This window comes from Acidovorax sp. DMC1, from assembly GCF_056314325.1.
The window spans coordinates 573,246-590,065 of the sequence record NZ_JBQUYO010000001.1; the positions used below are offsets into that span (position 1 = coordinate 573,246).

A 16,820-nucleotide genomic window follows, 5' to 3' on the forward strand; every position below is an offset into this window, starting at 1 on the left:
TTTGGTATTGAGGAATTTGTCGATGCGTACTGAACGCTGGGGCCTGATGGCCCTGCTGGCCGTGACCGTGGTGTGGGGCACCACCTTCCCGGCCATGAAACTGCTCTCGGCGCACCTGGACGCGCTGCAGATCATCTGGCTGCGCTTTGTGATCGCGCTGCTGGTGCTGGCACCCCTGTGGCGCGGCATGCTGCGCCACGAGCGGCGCTGGGGCTGTGCTTTGGGCCTGCTGCTGTTCCTGGCGTTCTGGCTGCAGATCGAGGGCCTTGCGCGCACCAGCAGCAACCGCAACGCGTTTGTGACCGGCCTGAACGTGCTGGTGGTACCGCTGATTGCCATGGCAGCGCTGGGGCGTCGCTATGGCTGGCGCCTATGGGCCGCCTGTGGGATGGCGCTGGCGGGCATGGCGCTGATGTTCCACGAGAACGAGCCCTGGAACCTGGGCGATACGCTGACGCTGGCCAGCACCGTGTTCTATGCGCTGTACATCCTGGCGCTGGAAGAATGCGCGCGCCGCACGGCCGCACAGCCCCTGCGCGCCACCCGCATGGCCGCCGCCCAAGCCACGGTGATGGCCCTGGCTTCCACCGCGTTGCTGCTGGTGCAAAGCGGCAACATGGACTGGCTGCGCGCTGCGGCCCACCTGCCAGTGGACGCCCTGTTGGCCTTGCTGTACCTGGGCCTGCTGGCCAGCGTGGTGGTGGTGACGCTGCAGGCCTGGGGCCAGCAGCGCGTGGACGCCATGCGCAGCGCCATCGTGTTCGGGCTGGAGCCGGTGTTTGCCGCGCTCACGGCGTGGGTGTTGCTGGGCGAACAGCTGGGCTGGGCCGGGCTGAGCGGGGCGGCGCTGATTGTGGCGGCGCTGGTGTTCAGCCAGCTTCAGCCGTCACCGCGCACCGCCGGTGCTTAGGCACCTTCTGCAAGCAAAACGGCCGGTAGCGCTAGTGGATATTGCGCCAACAGCTATGATTTTTATAGCAACCTAGCGTCTGATCATGGCGCCACCAGCGGCACCTCGCTGGCCTTGCGGGGCTTGCCGATGGGCGCACTGGCCTGGCCCTTCTGCACGGCGGCAATGTCTTCTTCGCTGGGGTATTCGCCCATCAGCCAGTAGTCAAACACGCGCCGCGCAATCGGGGCCGCATGGGCGGCGCCAAAGCCGGCGTTCTCCACAATGGCCGCCAGGGCGATGGTGGGGTTTTCGGCCGGTGCGAACGCGGCGAACAGCGAGTGGTCGCGCTGGTGCTCTTCCAGCGCCTTGGCGTTGTACTTCACGTTCTGGCCCAGGCTCACGGCCTGGGCGGTGCCCGTCTTGCCCGCCGAGGTGTAGGGCGCGCCCATGAACACCCGCGTGCCCGTGCCGCCCTTGTTCACGGCCACGAGGGCATTGCGCACCAGTTCCACGTTCTTGGGCAGGTAGCCCAGGTTGACGCCGGGGGGCTGCACGATTTCGGTGATGGCGCCAGTGACCGAGTTCTTCACCGCCTTGGCCATGTGCGGGCGGTAGCGGATGCCGCCGTTGGCCAGCGTGGCCTCGGCCAGCGCCAGCTGCAGCATGGTGAAGTTGTTGTAGCCCTGGCCAATGCCCAGCGACACGGTTTCGCCCGGGAACCAGCGCTTCATGTCGGCACGCTTATAGGTGTTGCGCTTCCACTCGGTGCTGGGCAGCGTGCCCCGCACTTCGCCGTTGAGGTCGATGCCCGTGAACTGGCCGAAACCCAGCGGCTTCATGAAGTCGTGGATCGCATCCACGCCCATGTCCACGGCCAGCGAATAAAAGTAGGTGTTGCTGGAGAACTGGATGGCGCGGTGCATGTCCACACCGCCCAGGCCGCCTTCGTGGCTGCGGAAGGTGTGGCCGCCAAAGGTGTAGAAGCCGGGGTCGTTCACCACCAGGCTGGGCGAGCGCTTGTTCAGCTGCAGGGCCGCCAGGGCCATGAAGGGCTTGTAGGTGGAGCCGGGCGGGTAGGTGCCGCGCAGGGCGCGGTTGAGCAGTGGCTTGTCGATGGACTCGTTGAGTGCGGCCCAGTTTTCAGCGTCGATGCCCTCCACGAACAGGTTGGGGTCGAAGGTGGGCTTGCTCACCAGCGCCAGGATCTCGCCATTGCGCGGGTCGATGGCCACCAGCGCGCCCCGGCGGGTGCCATACAGGTCTTCGATGAGTTTTTGCAGCTTGATGTCGATGGACAGCATCACGCTGTCGCCCGGTGTGGCTGCGTGGCTGGAGAGCTTGCGCACGGCACGCCCACCCGCCGAGGTTTCCATCTGCTCCACGCCCGTGGCGCCATGCAAGGCCGACTCGAAGCTGTGCTCGATGCCCAGCTTGCCGATGTACTCCGTGCCCCGGTAGTTGGCCTCGTCTTCCGAGTCCTGGATGCGCGCCTTCTCGGTCTGGTTGATGCGGCCAATGTAGCCAATGGCATGGCTCGCTACGTCGCCCAGCGGGTAGTTGCGGAACAGCCGCGCCTTGATGTCCACGCCCGGAAAGCGGTAGCGCTGGGCGGTGAACCGCGCCACCTCCTGGTCGGTCAAGCGGGTGCGGATGGGCAGGGATTCGAAGTTGCGCGACTCTTCCATGAGTCGCTTGAACCGGCGGCGATCGCGCGCCTGGATGTCTACCACCTTGGACAGGGCGTCGATGGTCTCGTCCAGCACCCCCGCGCGCGAGGGCGTGATCTCCAGCGTGTAAGCCGAGTAGTTGGTGGCCAGCACCACACCGTTGCGGTCCAGGATGAGCCCCCGGTTGGGCACGATGGGCACCACGGCCGTGCGGTTGCTTTCGGCCTGGGCAGCCAGGTCCTCATGGCGCACCACCTGCAGGTACACCAGGCGCGCCGCCACCAGGCAGAACGCTGCCATCACCACCAGGCCCACCACCACGGCGCGGACCCGGAACCGCGAGGCGTCGGCTTCGCTGCTGCGCACCTCGGTCATGCGCCAACTCCCGGGCGCCACACGGACGCAGAAGACCGCGCCACAGGCGCAGCCCAGCACAACGACGCGAAGCAGCTCACACGGTGCGTCATGTCACAAAGGCCGGTTCTGGTCGCTGTCAGGCGGGCGGCGCTGGGGTGCCAGCAGCACCCAGCTGGCCAGGGGCCACAGCAGCGCCTCCAGGAACGGGGCCAGAAAGCTCCAGAACCCCGGGAAAATTCCGCCAGCCGCCATGCGCAGCATCAGCTCGATGGCATGGGCAATCGAAAACAACGGAAACACCTGCAGCGCCTGCGACGGCACGCTGAACCACAGCAAACGGCGGTGGATGGCGATGGCGCCAAACGACAGCACGGTGTAGGACAGCGCATGCTGCCCCAGCAGCGCAGACTGGCTCACGTCCATGCACAGGCCCAACACAAACGCTGCCCCCATGCCAATGCGCAGCGGCTGGTGCACGCCCCAGAACACCAGCAGCACCATCAGCAGATCGGGCATCCACACCACGCGGCCCAGCGGCAGCATGTTGATGGCCAGGCCCGCAGCCAGACTGGCCCAGATGAACACCGGGTTCACCGGCATCAACAGGGGTTCACCCCGCGGCATGATCATCGCGGGCCTCCTTGTGTGGGGGTCATCGGGGTGAGGCGGTGGCTCATTTGCGGCCACCGCGCTTGGTCGCAGGCGCGGCCGGGGCCGCATCCGGGCGGGGCAATTCGTTGTCGCCCAGCGGCTTGAGCACCACCACGTGGCGCGCGCCCTGCACCTGGGCCAACGGCGCGCAGTAGATGCGCGCAAAAGCAGAGTCGGCCCGGCGCTCCACCTTCACCACGCGTGCCACGGGCAGGCCGGGGGCGTACAAGCCGTCCACGCCGCTCGTGGTCAGCAGGTCGTCTTCGCGGATGTCAGCATTGGCGGGCATGAAGCGCAGCTCCATGCCGCCACCATGGCCCGCCACCGGGTCGCCATAGGCCACGCCGCGAACGCCGGTGCGGATGTTCAGCACCGGGATCGCCTGGTCACGGTCCACCAGCAGCGTGACTTCGCTGACCAGCGGGAACACGCGGGTGACCTGGCCCAGTACGCCGGCCTCGTCCATCACGGGAGCGCCCAGTTCCACGCCGCCCAGCTGTCCCCGGTCCAGCACCACACGGCGCGTGTAGGGGTCGGCGGTGTCATAGATGACCTCGGCCGCCTGCGCGGGTGTCTGCAGCCGGTCGCGCAGCTCCAGCAGTTTGCGCAGCCGCTGGTTTTCCATGGCCAGCTGGTCGGCCTGGTTGGCACGCTGGCCCATCACGGTCATCTTCTTGCGGGCGGCATCGAGGTCTTCCTGCGCGGTTTGGAGCGACTGGAAATAGCTGCGCCCGTGGCTCGCAAATTCCACCGGCTGCAGCATGAGCCACTGCACCGGGTACAGCACGGTGGCCACGGCCTGGCGGAAGGGGCCGGTGATCTGGAAGCGTGCGTCGGCCACCATGAGGAACAGCGCCAGCGCACTGAACACGGCCAAACGCGACAGGGCCGAAGGGCCCTGTTTGAAGAAAGGGGGAGCGCTGCGCTCCAGAGTACCCAGGGGCATGGTGCGCAGCGATCAGTGTCTGCCGCGCGGAGCGGGCTCCACGGGCGGGTGCTCAGAAACAAGCATTGGAGCAGGGGCAGTCATGCAATTCGGAGCGCAAAAAAAGTGCCTGCAGCATACAGGCCTGCCGGCTTACTCGCTCGTGAAAATGCTGCCCAGGCGGTCCATGCGCTCCAGGGCGATGCCGCAGCCGCGCACCACGCAGGTCAGCGGGTCTTCGGCCACCAGCACGGGCAGGCCGGTTTCTTCGGCCAGCAGGCGGTCCAGGTCACGCAGCAGTGCGCCGCCGCCAGTCAACATCATGCCGCGGTCGGCAATGTCGGCGCCCAGCTCGGGGGGGGTTTGTTCCAGCGCGTTCTTCACGGCCGAGACGATCTGGTTGAGCGGGTCAGTCAGGGCTTCCAGCACTTCATTGCTGGAGATGGTGAAGCTGCGTGGCACGCCTTCGGACAGGTTGCGGCCTTTGACTTCCATCTCGCGCACTTCGGAGCCCGGGAAGGCCGAACCGATGTTCTTCTTGATGGCTTCGGCCGTGGGCTCACCGATCAGCATGCCGTAGTTGCGGCGGATGTAGCTGATGATGGCTTCGTCGAACTTGTCACCACCCACACGGACGCTGCCCTTGTAGACCATGCCGCCCAGCGAGATCACGCCCACCTCGGTGGTACCGCCGCCGATGTCCACCACCATGGAGCCCGAGGCTTCCGACACGGGCAGACCAGCGCCGATACCGGCCGCCATGGGTTCTTCGATCAGATAGACCGCCGTGGCGCCTGCGGCCTCGGCTGCGTCCTTGATCGCGCGGCGCTCGACCTGGGTGGAGCCGCAAGGCACGCAGATGATGATGCGCGGGCTGGGGGTGAACAGCGTGCGCGGGTGCACCATCTTGATGAACTGCTTGATCATCTGCTCGGTGATCACGAAGTCGGCGATCACGCCGTCCTTCATCGGGCGGATGGCTTCGATGTTGCCTGGCACCTTGCCCAGCATGGCCTTGGCCTCGTGGCCTACGGCCTGGATGACTTTCTTGCCGTGCGGGCCGCCCTCGTGGCGGATGGCGACGACGGAGGGTTCGTCGAGGACGATGCCTTTGTCGCGGGCGAAGATGAGGGTGTTGGCTGTGCCAAGGTCAATGGCCAGGTCGGTGGAGAAGTACCGACGGAAAGCTCCGAACATTCAAAAGTCCTCTCGGGCACGGCATGCGCGTCGGCCTGCCATCGCCAGGTATTTCAGGGGGTGTTTATTGGCTTTATTCACGCAATTGACTCCCATTCGGGGAGCTTTGCGGCAAAGCCGGGATAATACCCCATCCCCTGTGAATAACTCCCTCCGGCGCGGGCCGGATCACAGCTTTACGTCTGGTTTCTTTAGATTTTCCTCCCTATGGCACTGACCCCCCAGGACATCGGCCGCATTGCCAACTTGGCGCGGCTTGAGCTGACACCTTCCGAAAGTGAGCGCATGCTCACCCAGCTCAACGGCTTCTTTGACATCGTGGAACAGATGCGGGCTGTGGATACTTCGGGCGTCACGCCCCTGGCCCACCCCGTGGCCGCCATCCAGGACGTGCAGCTGCGCCTGCGCGACGACGTCGCCAGCGAGCCCAACCAGCGCGAAGCCAACCAGCAAAGCGCCCCCGCCGTCGAACGAGGCCTGTTCCTCGTGCCCAAAGTGATCGAGTAAGAACCCCGCCGCATGACTTCCACCGCATTGCATGACCTGGGCGTGGCCCAGCTGGCCACCGAACTGCGCGAGCGCCGCGTCTCGGCCGTCGAGGCCGCCCAGCATTTCCTCGACCGCGCACAGGCCCATCAGAACCTGGGCGCCTACGTGGCTGTGAACCCCGAGATCACCCTGGCCCAGGCCCGCGCCCAGGACGCTGCCATTGCAGCTGGCACCGCAGGCCCCCTGGCTGGCGTGCCGATTGCGCACAAGGACATCTTCGTCACCAAGGGCTTCCCCAGCACCGCCGGCTCCAAGATGCTCGCGGGCTACCAGTCGCCCTTCGACGCCACCGTGGTCACCAAGCTGGCCGACGCGGGCGCCGTGACGCTGGGCAAGCTCAACTGCGACGAATTCGCCATGGGCTCGGCCAACGAAAACTCCGCCGTCGCCCCCGTGGGCTTTGATGCCCCCGCCCCGGTGCGCAACCCCTGGGCCATCGACCGCATTCCGGGCGGCTCGTCCGGCGGCAGCGCCGTGGCTGTGGCCGCGCGCCTGGCGCCCGCCGTCACTGGCACCGACACGGGCGGCTCCATCCGCCAGCCCGCATCGTTCTGCGGCATTACCGGCATCAAGCCCACCTATGGCCGCGCCAGCCGCTACGGCATGATTGCTTTCGCCTCCAGCCTCGACCAGGCGGGGCCCATGGCCCGCTCGGCCGAAGACTGCGCGCTGCTGCTGTCCGCCATGTGCGGCCCGGACCCGGACCGCGACTCCACGTCGCTCGATGTGCCTGCCGAAAACTTCAGCGCCAAGCTCAACGACAGCATCGACGGCCTGCGTATCGGCATCCCCGCCGAGTTCTTTGGCGAAGGTCTCGCGCCCGATGTGCGTGCCGCCGTGGATGGCGCCCTCAAGGAATACGAAAAGCTCGGCGCCAAGCTCGTGCCCATCAGCCTGCCGCGCACGCAGCTGTCCATCCCGGTGTACTACATCATTGCCCCGGCCGAGGCGTCGTCCAACCTCTCCCGCTTTGACGGCGTGAAGTTCGGCCACCGCGCCAAGGACTACACCGACCTGGTGGACATGTACAAGAAGACCCGCGCCGAAGGTTTTGGCGACGAGGTCAAGCGCCGCATCATGATCGGCGCCTATGTGCTGAGCCACGGCTACTACGACGCCTACTACCTGCAGGCCCAGAAGATCCGCCGCATGATCGCCGACGACTTCCAGAACGCGTTCAAGGAGTGCGACGTCATCGCCGGCCCCGTGGCCCCCACCGTGGCCTGGAAGCTGGGCGACCATGGCAACGACCCGCTCGCCGACTACCTGGCCGACATCTTCACCCTGCCCGGCTCGCTGGCCGGGCTGCCCGGCATGAGCGTACCCGCCGGTTTTGGGGAGGGCGGCATGCCCGTGGGCCTGCAGCTGCTGGGCAACTACTTCCAGGAAGCACGCCTTTTGAACGCTGCGCACCGCCTGCAGCAAGTCACCGACTTCCACCTCCGCCGTCCGGAGGGCTTCTGACATGACCGCCAAACTGATCCATGGCTACGAAGTCGTCATCGGCTTCGAAACCCATACCCAGCTCGCCACCCAGAGCAAGATTTTCAGCCGCGCCGCCACCGCGTTTGGCGCCGAGCCCAACACCCAGGCCTGCGCCGTGGACCTGGCCCTGCCCGGCACCCTGCCCGTGATGAACCGCGAGGCCGTGGCCTGTGCTATCAAATTGGGACTGGCCCTCGGCTCCCACATTGCGCCAGTGAGCATTTTTGCGCGCAAGAACTACTTCTACCCTGACCTGCCCAAGGGCTACCAGATCAGCCAGTTCGAGATTCCGGTGGTGCAGGGCGGCGAAGTGTCGTTCTTCTTGGGTGACGAAAAGAAGACCGTGCGCCTGGTGCGCGCCCACCTTGAAGAAGATGCGGGCAAGTCGCTGCACGAGGACTTCATCGGCCAGTCGGGCATCGACCTGAACCGCGCAGGCACGCCCCTGCTGGAGATCGTGACCGAGCCCGACATCCGCAGCAGCGAAGAGGCCGTGGCGTACGCCAAAGAGTTGCACAAGATCGTGACCTGGATCGGCATCTGCGACGGCAATATGCAGGAAGGCAGCTTCCGCTGCGATGCCAACGTGTCGGTGCGCAAGCCCGGCCAGCCGCTGGGCACCCGCCGCGAGATCAAGAACCTGAACTCGTTCAAGTTCATGCAGCAGGCCATCGACTACGAGATCCGCTGGCAGATCGAGCAGATCGAAGACGGCCACGCCATCCAGCAGGCCACCGTGCTGTTCGACCCCGACACAGGCGAAACGCGTGCGATGCGGACCAAGGAGGACGCGGCGGATTACCGCTACTTCCCCGATCCCGACCTGCCACCGCTACATATTTCGGAGCAGTGGGTGCAGGAAGAAAGGGCGCAGATGGCCGAATTGCCCCGCACCATGGCAGCACGCTTTGTGGCGGACTACGGCCTGCCCGAGTACGACGCCACCACGCTCACGCAGAGCAAGGCGATGGCAGCGTACTTTGAGGCGGCAGCCAAGGCCTGCGGCCAGCCCAAGTTGGCCAGCAACTGGATCATGGGCGAGGTGTCGCGCCGCCTGAACATGGCGGAGACCGGTATCGAGCAGGCTCCCGTGACTGCAGCGCAGCTGGCCGCATTGATCGGCCGCATTGCCGACGGCACGATCTCCAACAACGCCGCCAAGCAGGTGTTTGATGCGCTGTGGACCGGGGAGTCGAACGACGTGGACGCCGTCATCGAATCCAAGGGCCTCAAGCAGATGAACGACTCCGGCGCGCTGGAGAAGATCATCGACGAGGTGATTGCCGCCAACCCCGACAACGTGGCGCAGTTCCGTGCGGGCAAGGATAAGGCGTTCAATGCCCTAGTGGGCCAGATCATGAAAGCCAGCAAGGGCAAGGCCAACCCGACGCAGGTTAACGAACTGCTGCGGGCCAAGCTGGCGGGCTGACGCACGCCCATCGGCTGCAACACCAACAACAAAGGGCCTCGCGGCCCTTTGTTGTTTGGATCTTCGGGTGAACGGCGTAGGTGACGGGAGCGCTCTCAGCGCATGGCCCTAGCGCGTGGCGGCGGGTGCAGCGGCATCGCTGGCGGGCGTTGCGCCCGACAACGGCATGCGCTGGGCATCCCACAGCTTGCGGAGTTGTGCCAGCTCCACGTCAAACCGCTGGTGTACGCGGCGCTTTTCCTGGTCTTGCCCGGCAATGAACCGCTGCTGCTCGGCAATGCTCTCTTCGTTCTCGGCAATCTTGCGGCGCAGCGACATGGGCGCCTTGCTGGGGTCCTTCTTGTAGAACTCCATCTCGACGTCAAAGGCCTTGCGCTGCTGTGTCAGCTCGACCAGGCGCTTTTCGGCGGTGGCGGTCACATCGTCCACCAGTTGGATGGCCGCAGCGCGCTCCACATCGTGTGCTGCCTTGTCCGGGTAACGGGCGGTCAGCGCGCGTTCGCGGCGGCGCTCCTCCAGCTCGCGGGCACGGGCTTCGGCCTCCTTGCGGCGCTGAGCCTCTTGCGCGGCGCGCTCCTGCTCGGTCAGCGAAGGGCCAATTTGCCGCCGCACAATGCCCGAGGGCCCGAGTTCGCGCTGCTCGCGGTCCAGGCATTCAGCAATCGGACGGTCTGCCGTCAGGCGCCGGCCATTGCGGTCCACGCAGGTGTAGATGCCACCCGACGGACTGGGGGCTTGCGCCCACGCTAAATCAGCGCCCAGGGTGGCCAACAGAACCCCGCCCACGATCCACGCCGATTTGCTCAATCCGTCTACCCCTCGTTGACGCCGTATCGCTGGCGGTAGGCCAGCACCTTTTCGTGATGGGAACGCATCCCCTCTTCCCCGTTTTGCTCCAGGAAGAGCAATAAGTCTGCCAGCCGTGCAATGGCACACACCTGCATGCCCAGCTGGTTGCGCACGTACTGCACCGCGCTGTGGTCTACGTCCTGGCCATTCTCGGTGGCTTTTTCCTGGCGGTCCAGCGCAATGGCCACTGCATGGGGCGTGGCGCCTGCCGCCTTGATGATGGCGATGGACTCCCGGGCGGCGGTGCCGGCCGACATCACATCGTCCACGATGAGCACCCGGCCCTTGAGGGGCGCGCCCACCAGGGTGCCGCCTTCGCCGTGGTCCTTGGCCTCCTTGCGGTTGTAGGCAAAGGGCACGTTGCGCCCCAGGCGCGCCAGCTCCACGGCCACGGTGGCAGCCAGCGGAATGCCCTTGTACGCGGGGCCAAACACCATGTCGAATTCGATGCCGCTGGCCAGCAGGGCTTTTGCATAGAATTCCGCGAGGCGGCCAATCTTGCGGCCATCGTCAAACAGTCCGGCGTTGAAAAAATAGGGGCTCAGGCGCCCGGCTTTGGTCTTGAATTCGCCAAACCGCAGCACGCCCGACTCCACTGCAAAACGCACGAAATCCTGCGCCAGCTGGCCCTGTTCGGGGGTTTGCACGCCAACATCCACCATGGGGAAATCCTTGTTCAAGTTAACCAGCCTCAATCTCAATGGCATCCGCTCTGCCACCAGCAAAGGCGTGGAAAGCTGGATGGCAGCCACGCGGCCGGATTGTATTTGTGTGCAGGAAGTGAAGGCCCAGGCGGCCGACATGGCCAACCGGTTCGAGCGCCTCGCAGACCTGCAGGGGCACTTTCACTTTGCCCAAAAAAAGGGCTATTCGGGCGTGGGCATCTACACGCGGCACGAGCCGTCGGATGTAGTCGTTGGCTATGGGTCTGCCGAGTTCGATGCAGAAGGCCGATATGTCGAACTGCGTTTTGACACGCCCGCCCGCAAGCTGTCGATCATCAGTGCGTACTTTCCGAGCGGCTCGTCGGGCGAAGAGCGCCAGCAGGCCAAGTTCCGCTTTCTGGCCGAATTCCACCCCCACCTTATGCGCCTGAAGGCAGAGCGCGACTTCATCCTGTGCGGCGACATCAACATTGCGCACCAGCAAATCGACCTCAAAAACTGGCGCAGCAACCAGAAGAACAGTGGTTTTTTGCCCGAAGAACGCGCCTGGATGACAAAGTTGTTGCACACAACTGATGAAGGCGGCGGCATCATAGACGTTTACCGTCAGTTACAACCTACCGCGACCGACACCGCGTACACGTGGTGGAGCAACCGCGGGCAGGCCTATGCCAACAACGTGGGTTGGCGGCTGGACTACCACCTGGCCACCCCTGCGATCGCGGCGCTGGCGCGCGCTGAACACATTTACAAGGGCGAAAAGTTCTCGGACCACGCACCCATTACGGTGGATTACGCACTGACCCTATAAGCCCCGCCCCAGCCCCTTTGCCCCGATGACCGACGCCAGCATTTCCGCCCCGCCTCCCGCCCACAGTTTCCGCCCCCAGAGCGCCGAGGCGCTGTGGCGCCAGATCTCCACCCCCCACCCCACGGTGGGCAAGGCGCGGCACCTGGGCGAGGCGCTGGTCCACGCAGGGCTGCTGTCCACACCGGACCTGGCAGAGGGCCTGCAGGCGCAGCAGGAGGAGCGCGGCAACGGCGTGCAGCGGCCCATCGGCCAGATACTGGTGGACCGGGGAGCGCTCACCCAAGACCAGCTGCGCAGCGTGATTGCCACCTGGCTGGGCGAATACACCGTGCACCCCGGCGACATCACACCCGAAGCGTCGGCCCTGGCCCTCATCCCCCGCGCCGTGGCGGAGCGGGAATCCGTGCTGCCCCTGATCGCGCGCGATGACGCCCTGGTGCTGCTGATGGCCGACCCCTGGGACCGGGTGCTGATCGACGAGATCCGCTTTCTGACCCAACGGCGTCTGATTCCGCTGCGGGCATCGCCCGGCACGCTGATGCCCGCCATCCACAAGGCCTACCGCACCCGCCCTGCCGACGCGGGCGGAGCGGCAGCCGGCGCACGTGCCACCTCGCAGGAGCTGCTGACCAACCTGGCCACCGCGTCGCCGGACGCCGATACCGAGCAGGCCGACGTGATCAGCGAGTCGGACAACACCCTGGTGCGGCTCATCAACTCGGTGATCGACGAGGCCATCAGCCACCGGGCGTCGGACATCCACATCGAGACCGAACCCGCCCCGCACAACGTGCGCGTGCGCCTGCGCATCGACGGCGACCTGGTGCCCTACCTGGAGCTGCCCGCGCGCTATCGCTTCGCGATGGTGGCGCGCATCAAGATCATGGCCAGCATGGACATCTCGGAGCACCGCAAACCGCAGGACGGCAAGATCGACTTTGCGCGTTTTGGTGGCCCGCCCGTGGAGCTGCGCGTGGTCACCGTGCCCACCTCGCGCGGGCTGGAGGACGTGGTGCTGCGCCTACTGGCGGGTGCCAAGCCGCTGCCGCTGGAGAACATCGGCCTGAGCCAGCCCAACCTGCTGGCGCTGCGCGCGGTAGTGCAAAAAAGCTATGGTCTGGTGCTGGTGTGTGGCCCCACGGGCTGCGGCAAGACGACCACGCTGCACTCGGTGGTGCGCGACATCAACACCGCAGGCCGCAAGATCTGGACGGCCGAAGACCCCATCGAGATCACCCAGGAAGGCCTGCGCCAGGTGCAGGTGAACCCACGCATCGGCTGGACCTTTGCCGCCGCCATGCGCACCTTTTTGCGCGCCGACCCGGACGTGATCATGATCGGCGAGATGCGCGACGAAGAGACGGCGCGCATCGCCATCGAGGCCTCGCTGACCGGGCACCTGGTGCTGTCCACCCTGCATACCAATTCGGCGCCCGAAAGCATTGCGCGCCTGCTCGAAATCGGCCTGGACCCGTTCAACTTCTCGGACTCGTTGCTGGCCATCCTGGCGCAGCGCCTTGTGCGCCGCCTGTGCACCGCCTGCCGCGAGCCGCGCGTGGCCGACGAAGAGATGCTGACGGGCCTGGCGTCGCAGTACCTGGACAGTGGCACCCACAACACCGCCGAAGCGCGCCAGGCACAGATCGGGCGCTGGCGCCAGCAGTATGGCGGCACCCAGGGCGAGCTGCGGATGTGGCGCCCCGTAGGCTGCGCCAAATGCGAAGGCCACGGCTACCACGGCCGTCTGGGCATCCACGAGCTGATGATGAGTGACGAAACCATTCGCCAGCACATCCGCCACCGGGCCCCGGCCTCGGACATCCGGCACTCCGCCCTGACCGCCGGCATGCTCACCCTGCGCCAGGACGGCATCGAAAAGGTATTGCAAGGCCTGACCGACATGAGTGAAGTGGTGGCCGCCACCAACCTCTAGCCCCGACAGCGGCCCCAGGCCGCCAACCCATCGTCAAATACCGTCAACAATTGTCAAAACCACCCATCTCGCGGCAATTCTCCGTTGGACGGCGATCGGTTTTCCTGCTTTCACGGGCATAGTCAAGCCGTGCCAGCCGCCGTACCTGGAGCCATTCCGGGCCCTGCCGTGCTGGTGGGATGTGAAAGTGGTGACGATGTTGTTCCGATTTCTGGCGGCCCTGCGGGCCCGAACAGGCACTGCCCTGGTGACCCTACTGGGCCCGTTGAGCCTGTGCCTGCCGCTGTGGGCCCACCCCGCTCCGGTGTGCCCCGCCCCCCAGGGCCGCAGCGTTCTGCGACTGCAGCCTGCGGGCGACGGCCCGGCACAGGCCTGCGACCTGCAGGCCCTGGAGCGGCTGCCAGCGCGCGACATCACCACCGCCTTGCCCCCTGCGCTGGGCCTGGCGGGCGAACACCGCTGGACCGGTGTGCCGCTGCGCCACCTGGTCGAGCAGCTTGGCGGTAGCGAGCGCAGCCGCATCGTGCTGACGGCCCTGAACGACTATGCCGTCGAGATCCCCTGGAGCGACCTGCTCCGCTACAACCCCGTGCTGGCCTACCGGCGCGACGGCCAGCGCATGGGCATCCGCGACAAGGGGCCGCTGATCCTGATCTACCCGTTCGATGCCCATCCTGCCCTGCAGCAAGGGCAGGACTACGTCAACCGCACCATCTGGCAGGTCCATGCCGTCTCCGTCCGCTAAGCCGCAGGCGCCCACCACCGGCAGCCCGCGCACGGCCTACCGGCTGCTCGCCCTGGTGGTGGCCATGGCCCTGGGTACGTCGGTGGCCCTGTGGTGGACGCTGCGCCAGGCACAGGACCTTGCGCAGCCCCACCAGCAAAACGACCTCTGGTACATCGCCAGCGTGCACAACGAGCTGGCGCGGGTGAGCCTGCTGGCACGCCAGCTGCGGGCCCGCGAGGCCAGCGCGCAAGACCTGATCGACCGGCTGGACGTGCTCTACAGCACGCTGGACACCACGGGCCGTGGACCGCATGTGAGCACCCAGCTGCGCGATGCGCTGCCGGACACCGCACAAGGCCTGGACAACTTGCGCACCCAGGTCGAGCGCTGGTCGGCACTGGCCAGCGCGAACACGAACACCAAGCCCCACGAATCCGGCAGCACCGCAGCGCGGCGCACAAACCCGACCGCCGCACCACCCCAAGCGCTGCGCGTGGCCGAGGACATCACCCGCCAGTCCGACGCATTGCTGGAGCGCCTGCGCCAGGCGGTGGCCACCGTGCACCTGTTCAGCACCCAGCAGACAGACCAGGCGCGCCGGCAGCTGCACCAGCGCTTCATCGTGCTCAGCGTGGTGCTCAGCGCCCTGCTGGTGGGCACCACGCTGCTGATTGCGCGGCTGGTGCAGGACGCACGCGCCGCCGCCGCCGCATCGCGGCAACTGGCGCAGACCAACCGGGAGCTGGAAGACCGCGTGGCCCGCCGCACACGCAAGCTCGAAGAAAGCCGTGCGCTGCTGGGCTTCATCCTGGACACCAGCCCCAGCGATGTGCTGCTGGCCGAGGTCGAGAGCGGCCGCGTGCATTTCATCAACCACCGGCTGACCGAGCGGCTGGGCCTCCCGGCCGCGCCCCAGACCCTGTTCCTGCCCGACCTGCTGCACGACCCTGATACCCGCCAGCGCTTTATGCAGACCCTGGACCAGTACGGCCAGGTCGATGCCATGGAGGCCCAGATCGGTACGCATGCCCTGCGCTGGAGTTCGCTGTCGGCACGCCTCATCGATGTCGAGGGCCGGCTGGCCCACCTGCTGTGGGGCTTCGACATCAGCACCCACAAGGCCCTGGAGGCCCAGCTGCGCGAGCTGGCCACACGCGATGCCCTCAGCGGACTGCTGAACCGCCGGGCGTTCATGGAGCGCAGCACGGCCTTGTTCGACCACTGCCGCCGCCACGGACAACCGTGCACCGTGCTGATGATCGACATCGACCACTTCAAGCGCATCAACGACCAGCATGGGCACCAGATGGGCGACACCGCCATCCGCGCCTGCGCAGACGCCATCGGCCAGGCCCTGCGCGAGGCAGACCTGCTCGGCCGCCTGGGGGGCGAGGAATTTGCCGCGCTCCTGCCCCACGCCAGTGCCGACAGCGCCCGCCAGGTGGCCGAGCGCATCCGGGGCGCCATCGCGCAGCTGGGGCTGGTGTCCCCGTCCGGGCATCCGGTCATGTTCACTATCTCCATCGGGATGGCTGCCAGCGAGCGCCACCATACAGGCATCGAGCCGCTGCTGGCCGATGCCGACGCGGCGCTCTACCGCGCCAAGGCCACCGGCCGCAACCGGGTGCTGGCCCACGAGGCCGCCCTTCCCGCCCATTGATCTCCACCCACGACACAACGACCATGAGCCTTCGCCTTTTGATAGTGGATGACAGCCGCATGTCCCGCCTGATCCTGCAGGGCCTGGTGCTGCAGGCCCACCCCGACTGGACCATCGTGCATGCCAGCAGCGGCGAAGAAGCCCTGCAGCAGGTGCGCGAGAGCCCTGTGGACCTCGTTTCCATGGACTTCAACATGCACGGCATGAACGGCCTGGACGCAGCCCTGGCGCTGCGCCAGCTGCTGCCCCAGGTGCCCATTGCCATCCTCACGGCCAATGTGCAGACTGCGGTGCAGGAGCGCATCGAAGAAGCCGGCATGGTGTTCATCGCCAAGCCCATCACCGCGCAAGCCGCCCAACAGCTCGCCGCCCTCGCAGGAGCCTGACATGCCCATTCAGCTAGACGCCGAACAGATCGATGCCCTGAGCGAGATCTTCAACATCGGCGTGGGCAAGGCCGCTGCCGCCATGGGCAGCCTGCTGCGCGACGAAGTGCTGCTGTCGGTGCCGCATGTGAGCGTGTTCACCGTGAGCGAGGCGGCGCAGCAGCTGGGCACCCAGGGCCACCCCATGTATGGCGTGCGGCAGCCGTTTCGCGGCGTGCTCAATGGCGATGCCTTGCTGATCTTTCCGGGGCATCGCAGCCTGGAGATCGTGCGCATCGTCGCCGGGCAGAACGTGCCGCGCGAAGACCTGAGCGCCATCGAACAGGATGCGCTGACCGAGGTGGGCAATGTGATGCTCAACGCCTGCATCGCCGCCTTGTCCGACCTGCTGGGCCACGAGTTCGAACTGAGCCCACCACGGTTCGACATGGGCGACAGCCGCACCATCCTGGGCACCCGCATCCAGAACCACCTGGTGGTGTTCCTGCACATCCGCTTTGAGCTGCTCAGCAGCCAGATCGAGGGCTTCGTGGTGTTCGTGCTCAATACCACGTCGCTGGAAGGCCTGCGCACCGCCGTGAACCGGCTGCTGGGCCGGCCTGTGGACGCCGACTGAGGCCCGAAGCGGCCAAGCGGC

16 protein-coding genes are annotated in these 16,820 nt (G+C 66.4%); 10 read left to right on the plus strand and 6 right to left on the minus strand.

The genetic code is table 11. The annotated features are described in order from the left end of the window. The first annotated feature begins 22 nt into the window (after positions 1 to 22). Positions 23 to 910 carry a DMT family transporter gene (locus tag ACT531_RS02690; RefSeq protein WP_476016373.1) on the plus strand — a complete coding sequence of 296 codons (888 nt, stop codon included), beginning with the start codon at positions 23 to 25 and terminating at the stop codon, positions 908 to 910. An 83-nt stretch (positions 911 to 993) separates the two neighbouring features. Here ACT531_RS02690 and mrdA read toward each other — a convergent pair whose 3' ends face one another. From mrdA to ACT531_RS02710, 4 genes are all read right to left on the minus strand, one after another. Continuing rightward, on the minus strand, positions 994 to 2,934 hold the full coding sequence (gene mrdA, locus ACT531_RS02695; protein ID WP_476016374.1) for a penicillin-binding protein 2: 1,941 nt from the start codon (positions 2,932 to 2,934) through the stop codon (positions 994 to 996). 93 nt (positions 2,935 to 3,027) lie between these two features. After that, positions 3,028 to 3,546, minus strand: a complete 519-nt coding sequence (gene mreD / locus ACT531_RS02700) for a rod shape-determining protein MreD (protein WP_476016375.1) — start codon at positions 3,544 to 3,546, stop codon at positions 3,028 to 3,030. A 43-nt stretch (positions 3,547 to 3,589) separates the two neighbouring features. Beyond that, positions 3,590 to 4,513: a rod shape-determining protein MreC gene (mreC, locus tag ACT531_RS02705; RefSeq protein WP_060986583.1), complete on the minus strand. Its 924-nt coding sequence runs from the start codon at positions 4,511 to 4,513 to the stop codon at positions 3,590 to 3,592. A gap of 132 nt (positions 4,514 to 4,645) precedes the next feature. Continuing rightward, positions 4,646 to 5,689, minus strand: a complete 1,044-nt coding sequence (locus tag ACT531_RS02710; RefSeq protein ID WP_008907364.1) for a rod shape-determining protein — start codon at positions 5,687 to 5,689, stop codon at positions 4,646 to 4,648. A 207-nt stretch (positions 5,690 to 5,896) separates the two neighbouring features. On the opposite strand from ACT531_RS02710, the gene gatC reads away from it, so the two are divergent. The 3 genes from gatC to gatB are packed head-to-tail and all read left to right on the plus strand — an operon-like array spanning position 5,897 to position 9,152. Further along, positions 5,897 to 6,196 carry an Asp-tRNA(Asn)/Glu-tRNA(Gln) amidotransferase subunit GatC gene (gene gatC, locus ACT531_RS02715; protein WP_015012145.1) on the plus strand — a complete coding sequence of 100 codons (300 nt, stop codon included), beginning with the start codon at positions 5,897 to 5,899 and terminating at the stop codon, positions 6,194 to 6,196. 12 nt (positions 6,197 to 6,208) lie between these two features. After that, positions 6,209 to 7,702, plus strand: a complete 1,494-nt coding sequence (gatA, locus tag ACT531_RS02720; RefSeq protein ID WP_476016376.1) for an Asp-tRNA(Asn)/Glu-tRNA(Gln) amidotransferase subunit GatA — start codon at positions 6,209 to 6,211, stop codon at positions 7,700 to 7,702. Position 7,703: 1 nt separating this feature from the next. Next, positions 7,704 to 9,152: an Asp-tRNA(Asn)/Glu-tRNA(Gln) amidotransferase subunit GatB gene (gatB, locus tag ACT531_RS02725; RefSeq protein ID WP_476016377.1), complete on the plus strand. Its 1,449-nt coding sequence runs from the start codon at positions 7,704 to 7,706 to the stop codon at positions 9,150 to 9,152. A 108-nt stretch (positions 9,153 to 9,260) separates the two neighbouring features. On the opposite strand, the gene ACT531_RS02730 is transcribed toward gatB, so the two are convergent. Next, positions 9,261 to 9,959: a DUF4124 domain-containing protein gene (locus tag ACT531_RS02730; RefSeq protein ID WP_476016378.1), complete on the minus strand. Its 699-nt coding sequence runs from the start codon at positions 9,957 to 9,959 to the stop codon at positions 9,261 to 9,263. Positions 9,960 to 9,964: 5 nt separating this feature from the next. Beyond that, positions 9,965 to 10,663, minus strand: a complete 699-nt coding sequence (gene pyrE / locus ACT531_RS02735) for an orotate phosphoribosyltransferase (RefSeq protein WP_060986588.1) — start codon at positions 10,661 to 10,663, stop codon at positions 9,965 to 9,967. Positions 10,664 to 10,673: 10 nt separating this feature from the next. Between pyrE and ACT531_RS02740 the strand changes: the two genes are divergently transcribed. The 6 genes from ACT531_RS02740 (at position 10,674) to ACT531_RS02765 (ending at position 16,799) form a co-directional block, all read left to right on the plus strand. Beyond that, a complete protein-coding gene (locus ACT531_RS02740; RefSeq protein WP_476016379.1) occupies positions 10,674 to 11,477 on the plus strand; it encodes an exodeoxyribonuclease III in 804 nt (267 codons plus the stop codon). 25 nt (positions 11,478 to 11,502) lie between these two features. Beyond that, a complete protein-coding gene (locus tag ACT531_RS02745) occupies positions 11,503 to 13,410 on the plus strand; it encodes a GspE/PulE family protein (RefSeq protein ID WP_476016380.1) in 1,908 nt (635 codons plus the stop codon). Positions 13,411 to 13,606: 196 nt separating this feature from the next. Then, complete coding sequence (locus ACT531_RS02750) at positions 13,607 to 14,155, plus strand: putative pterin-binding protein (protein WP_476016381.1); 549 nt, start codon at positions 13,607 to 13,609, stop codon at positions 14,153 to 14,155. After that, entirely contained in the window at positions 14,136 to 15,797 is a 1,662-nt protein-coding gene (locus tag ACT531_RS02755; RefSeq protein ID WP_476016382.1) for a sensor domain-containing diguanylate cyclase, read from the plus strand. Before ACT531_RS02750 ends, ACT531_RS02755 begins: the two co-directional genes overlap by 20 nt. 23 nt (positions 15,798 to 15,820) lie before the next feature. Continuing rightward, positions 15,821 to 16,183 (plus strand): response regulator, encoded by a 363-nt coding sequence (locus ACT531_RS02760; protein ID WP_343736196.1) that lies wholly within the window; start codon positions 15,821 to 15,823, stop codon positions 16,181 to 16,183. A gap of 1 nt (position 16,184) precedes the next feature. Further along, positions 16,185 to 16,799 (plus strand): chemotaxis protein CheC, encoded by a 615-nt coding sequence (locus ACT531_RS02765; protein WP_295942565.1) that lies wholly within the window; start codon positions 16,185 to 16,187, stop codon positions 16,797 to 16,799. Positions 16,800 to 16,820 lie beyond the last annotated feature (21 nt).